Origin of the sequence: Amycolatopsis sp. NPDC023774 (assembly GCF_040639695.1) — a bacterium.
Lineage (GTDB): Bacteria > Actinomycetota > Actinomycetes > Mycobacteriales > Pseudonocardiaceae > Amycolatopsis.
In genome coordinates, this window is the sequence record NZ_JBFAAJ010000082.1 from 1 (window position 1) to 5,375 (window position 5,375).

Below are 5,375 nucleotides of genomic sequence, written 5' to 3' on the forward strand. Positions count from 1 at the left end.
GAATACCTCGACCAGGCCGCCGATCTCACGCACACCAGCAGCACGCATCACATATTCTCCATTTCACTGTGAACAACTTGGTATTTTTTGGACCAACAGCGACGAGTGCGGTTTCATCCGCGCCGTCCCTTCCTCCGGATGCGGAGTGGACGAGGGTGGACGCGATCATCGTTCGCTCGCGTTGTCCTTGCTGTGCTCGCCCGGCATGGTGGCGTCCACGAGCTTCTGCGATGGGGCGGCCCCTTTGCGGGGTTTGCCGAAGAAGCCGATTTCGCCTTCGGCGTGCATGCGTTCGATCATGTGCGGGTAGTGCAGCTCGAAGGCCGGGCGCTCGGAGCGGATGCGCGGCAGTTCGGTGAAGTTGTGCCGCGGCGGCGGGCACGACGTGGCCCATTCGAGGGAGTTGCCGTAGCCCCAAGGGTCATCGACGGTGACGATCTCGCCGTAGCGGTAGCTCTTGAACACGTTCCAGATGAACGGCAGCGTGGACGCACCGAGGATGTACGCGCCGATCGTGGAGATCGTGTTCAGGGTGGTGAACCCGTCGGAGCTCAGGTAGTCGGCGTAGCGGCGGGGCATGCCCTCGGCACCCAGCCAGTGCTGGACCAGGAACGTGCCGTGGAAGCCGAGGAACGTGGTCCAGAAGTGCCACTTGCCCAGCCTTTCGTCCAGCATCCGACCCGTGATTTTCGGGAACCAGAAGTAGATGCCGGCGAAGGTGGCGAACGCGATGGTGCCGTAGAGGACGTAGTGGAAGTGCGCCACCACGAAATAGGTGTCGGACACGTGGAAGTCGATGGGCGGAGCGGCCAGCAGGATACCCGTGAGGCCGCCAAGGAGGAACGTGACCAGGAAGCCGACGGCGAAGATCATCGGCGTCTCGAAGGACAGCTGGCCCTTCCACATCGTGCCGATCCAGTTGAAGAACTTCACGCCAGTGGGGACGGCGATGAGGAAGGTCATGAAGGAGAAGAAGGGCAACAGCACGGCGCCGGTGGCGTACAGGTGGTGCGCCCAGACGGAGAATGAGAGCGCTGCGATCGCCAGCGTCGCGAAGACCAGACCCTTGTAACCGTAGAGGGGCTTGCGGCTGAACACCGGGAAGATCTCCGACACGATCCCGAAGAACGGCAGGGCGATGATGTACACCTCGGGGTGGCCGAAGAACCAGAACATGTGCTGCCAGAGGATCGCCCCGCCGTTGGCGGGGTCGAACACGTGCGCTCCCAACCGGCGATCGGCCTCCAGGCCGAAGAACGCGGCAGTGAGGATCGGGAAGGCGACGAGGATCAGGATGCTGGTGATGAGGATGTTCCAGGTGAAGATGGGCATCCGGTACATCGTCATGCCCGGCGCCCGCAGGCAGACCACGGTAGTGATCATGTTGACCGCACCGAGGATCGTGCCGAGACCGGACACGATGAGGCCAGCGATCCACATGTCGGTGCCGGGTCCTGGAGTGTGGGTGGCCTCCGACAGTGGCGTGTAAGCCGTCCAGCCGAACTCGGCCGCGCCCCCCGGTGTCAGGAAGCCCGAGATGACGATCAGACTGCCGAAGAGGTAAAGCCAGTACGAGAACGCGTTGAGCCGCGGGAACGCCACGTCCGGCGCACCGATCTGCAGCGGCAGCACGAAGTTCGCGAACCCGAACAGGACCGGGGTCGCATACATCAGCAACATGACCGTGCCGTGCATCGTGAACAGCTGGTTGTACTGCTCCTGCGACAAGAACTGCAGCCCGGGCCGGGCCAGCTCCGTGCGGATCAGCATCGCCATCGCCCCGCCCGCCATGAAAAACGCGAAGGCGGTGACCAGGTACATGGTGCCGATCTGCTTGTGGTCCGTCGTCCGCATCAACCGAAGCAACGCCGCGCCCTTCGTGAAAACGCGCGTGCGATAGGGCCGCGTTACGACCGGGCTGGGCGTGATGGTCGGCATGACTTCCTCCGGCTGGATGCTGGACTGTTTGGTTTTTGATCCCGGGTCCGGAGGCTGGGAGCCGTTCGACGGCACCGGTCCGGCCTTTCGTGGAGAACTCACCTTGTCGGACCGAAACGTTCAATCCGGACCCGGTTCCAGGTCTTGGTCCGAGACGTCTTGGGCACGAACTGCAGTCCTGTCGCTCTCTGCCACGATGCGGGAAGGATCATCAGTCGCCCTTGTATCGTTCTTCCTGCCACGGGTCACCGTGGTCGTCATAGCCGGTCTCTCAGAGCCCTGGCTCGTTATCGGCCGTCAGGGGTGCTTCCCGAACCCACTTGGCGCTCTTACCGCGCTGGCTGAAGCGGAGACCCGCTTGGTAACGGTGCCTGGGCATGGTCGCGCAGCCAGAATGAGTTACCTGTGGATGCTCACCGGGGCCGACACCTCAACCAGGACGGCGCGGTGAGCCTGACGGAAGCCCGCGACCTGCTCGCCACCCTCGCAACGCGGCTGGGCTGTACCCCATGGGAACTCGACCACGCCAGCTGGCGCCAACCAGAGCGCCCACTGACACCTGCGACGAAGAGCAGCTGCGCCCGCCCGCGGGTGGTGGGAAATTCTAGATCGGCCCGGGCCCTGCGACGGGCTCACTGTCGCGGGCCGCGCTCGACGTTGCTCGTGATCGCCGAGCAGACCGACTTCGCCGCCCGGATCCGCTCGCGTACCAGGCTCGTCGACACGGGGGATGTTGCGCCCGCCAGCGCCTCCGTGGCGCTTAAGCCCTGCGAAGCGGAACGACCAAGCCTGCTCGAGCTTGCGACGAGCTCGCACACCGAGGCATTCGATACTCGCAAATTCTTGCCGGCGGAGTTCAGCCGCTCGCTGGATTCAGCCATACGCCCTCTCCTCTGTACTGGTCTTCTTGTCGGCGTCAGTCGACGATCGGTTCTTACCGGCGGCTGATGCCTGCACACCAGCTTGACCCGAACCAGAGGCAGATCCTCATCCGCGTGCGACAAGGCCACACGCTCCACCGGGACCAAGTCGGCGTACACCAGCGACGGAGTGCGGCAACACTTGATGGTCAGCCCGGCTACTTCTCCGTCTTGCGTCTACCGGAAGTTTGACATCCAAATCGCGGACGTCCAGGCGGTGAACTGCCCGATGAAGACCACCGCGCCCGCCGCCATTCCGAACCGGGCGTCCCGCCCCGTCACGACGCCCACGAGATCACGCAGGTGCGTACGCCCGTCCGGCGGAATGCCCGGCAGTATGACCGTCTGCGCGACCACGCAAGCAGCGTCGCTGCCGCAGCGGTGGCGAAAGTGAGACGCCGGCCGAGGAGGATGCCGAGGAACTGGCCAGCCGGCAGCCCCACCACCCTCCCGCCCGAAATGCCCGCCGCGATGATGGTGATAACGCGAGTGACGCCGGCTGAACTAGTTGGTGACGGCCCGGCGGGGCCTTCGGCCGGACCGCTCCCACCGCCGGTCGCGCTCGCGGTCGATATCGGCGGCGACACGCTGCTGGTCGACAGCGCGTTCGTTGGCCTCACCGACGCTGGCCGGGCCGTGCTCGACAGGTTGGACCGGAGCTGCAGGACTTGACCCGGCGCGGTACCGCTCGCCTTCGTTGACAAGGTGAACAGCTTCGTGAAGGAGGGTGTACGCCTGGTCAGCGTTCAGTCGTCGGTTCGGCTCCTTGGCTAGGAGGCCCTCGATGACCGGGCGCAATGGGCCGGCGCGCGAGAATGGGGCTGGTGGTTCCTCGGCCACGGCGGTGAGGGTGGCGGCTATGTTGTCCCTGGTGAACGGTGACGTACCTTCGACGGCGGTGAACAGCGTTGCGCCGAGTGAAAAAAGGTCGGACGCCGGTCCGGCCTTGCCCCCGCGGAGCCGTTCGGGTGAGACATAGCCCGGGCTGCCGGCCATGCAAATCTGAGTTCGTGAATCACTGCCGGTTGCGATCGCGATGCCGAAGTCGGTGAGCATCACCCGCGCACCATCGCAGAGCTGCACATTGGCCGGTTTGACATCGCGATGCACGATGTCCGCCCGGTGAACGGCACGCAGCACGTCGAGAAGGCTCAGTCCGATGTGGATCACCTGCTCGACCCGCAGCGGCCCCTCGGCGTCGAGCGCTTCGGCCAGACTCCGCCCCCGCAGCAGTTCCATGACGATCCACGGTTCGTCGTCGTCCCTGACCACGTCGTAGACCGTGACGACGCCGGGGTGGTTCACTTGCGCAGCGGTACGCGCCTCCCGGAGTGCCAGCACGCGAGCCGCTCTGCGTGATTGCTCAGATGCGCGGTCGTTCACGTTGATTTGCTTCAGCGCGACCTGCCGCAGTAGGAACTCGTCCTCGGCGAGCCAGATCAGCGCCATTCCGCCGCGGGCCAGTAGCGACTCGACTCGATACCGGCCCGCCACGAGACGCCCGGCACACTCGGTCGCATGGTCCTCACCGTGGTCGCCGGCGTCGGTACCATGTGTCGGGTCAAGTGCTGAAAGCAGAGGTTTCGCGGGGCGTTGGCTCCGATCTGGTGACTCCAGAGGCTTCGTCATACGTGTGACGATCGGGCTTGATGGCCGGGGTGTCTTCACGGATGGCGCCAAACCCTGCTGCCGGTTAGCCGGAATTCCGCGATACCCGCCACCGCGAAACGCTGCGACCCAGGTATTGCCGCCTGCCATGGCGTCGCCGCAACCTGACGATGTCCCGTGTAGTGGCCGAGGCCGTGGCAGCCTCGGTGGAGCCATGGACCGCGATCGGCACCATCAAGGTGCGCTGGCACGGCGGTGAGCCGTTGACGCTCGGCGCCGGCGGGCTGGGTGCACTGCTGGACTGCTTCACCGGCCTCAAAGTCGAGCAGGTGTCCAGACGAACGCCGTCTCGCCCCGCGGAGTTCGTCGCCGAGGACGCTCGCGAGCTTGCCTGCGTGCTTCTGGCCATGAACCCCACCTTCCGGATGATCAGTGTCACGGGTCCTTTCCGGACCCGCACGGAGTTCGTTGCAATCCGCACCTGGGTGCACTCAGGCGCGCTGCAATGGCACGCTCCGCAGGGGAAACCGTCCGATTCGGGATGCGTCCGATGAGTTTGCGTTGGGCTCAGTGGCGTTGGGCGCCTGCGCTTCCGAGGAGGACACCCCGGGGGAAAACACCGCCGGACAGGCCCCGAAGGAGATGCGGATGAGGGTCTGCTTCTGGTTCGGGTCAAGCTGGGTGTGTCGGCGTCAGCCAGGGGTAAGAACGGATCGTCGACTGACGCCACCAGAAGACCAGTACAGAGGAGAGGGGCGTATGGCCGAATCGAACGGGCGACTGAACTCCGCTGGCAGGGTGGCTGCCGAGGAAGTCAGGAACTTGATCATCGTCGGGTCGGGTCCCGCCGGTTACACGGCCGCGGTCTACGCGGCGCGCGCGCAGCTCGAGCCGTTGGTGTTCGAGGGC

General features: G+C 65.1%; 6 protein-coding genes. 2 read left to right on the forward strand and 4 right to left on the reverse strand.

Features of this window, described 5'->3' with window-relative positions:
• Positions 1-165: 165 nt before the first annotated feature.
• From ctaD to AB0F91_RS46725, 4 genes are all read right to left on the reverse strand, one after another.
• Positions 166-1,938: a cytochrome c oxidase subunit I gene (gene ctaD, locus AB0F91_RS46710; protein WP_360608914.1), complete on the reverse strand. Its 1,773-nt coding sequence runs from the start codon at positions 1,936-1,938 to the stop codon at positions 166-168.
• 632 nt (positions 1,939-2,570) lie between these two features.
• The gene (locus tag AB0F91_RS46715; protein ID WP_360608916.1) at positions 2,571-2,819 is read right to left on the reverse strand and encodes a hypothetical protein; all 249 of its coding nucleotides are present in this window, start codon (positions 2,817-2,819) and stop codon (positions 2,571-2,573) included.
• A 216-nt stretch (positions 2,820-3,035) separates the two neighbouring features.
• Positions 3,036-3,215, reverse strand: a complete 180-nt coding sequence (locus tag AB0F91_RS46720; protein WP_360608918.1) for a hypothetical protein — start codon at positions 3,213-3,215, stop codon at positions 3,036-3,038.
• 147 nt (positions 3,216-3,362) lie between these two features.
• A complete protein-coding gene (locus tag AB0F91_RS46725) occupies positions 3,363-4,682 on the reverse strand; it encodes a serine/threonine-protein kinase (protein WP_360608920.1) in 1,320 nt (439 codons plus the stop codon).
• On the opposite strand from AB0F91_RS46725, the gene AB0F91_RS46730 reads away from it, so the two are divergent.
• Together AB0F91_RS46730 and AB0F91_RS46735 are read left to right on the forward strand one after the other, a co-directional pair.
• Positions 4,649-5,020, forward strand: a complete 372-nt coding sequence (locus AB0F91_RS46730; protein WP_360608922.1) for a hypothetical protein — start codon at positions 4,649-4,651, stop codon at positions 5,018-5,020. The two genes, AB0F91_RS46725 and AB0F91_RS46730, sit on opposite strands and share 34 nt — an antisense overlap.
• A gap of 244 nt (positions 5,021-5,264) precedes the next feature.
• Positions 5,265-5,375, forward strand: a 111-nt coding sequence (locus tag AB0F91_RS46735; protein ID WP_360608924.1) for an NAD(P)-binding protein, incomplete at its 3' end; no start/stop codon positions are given.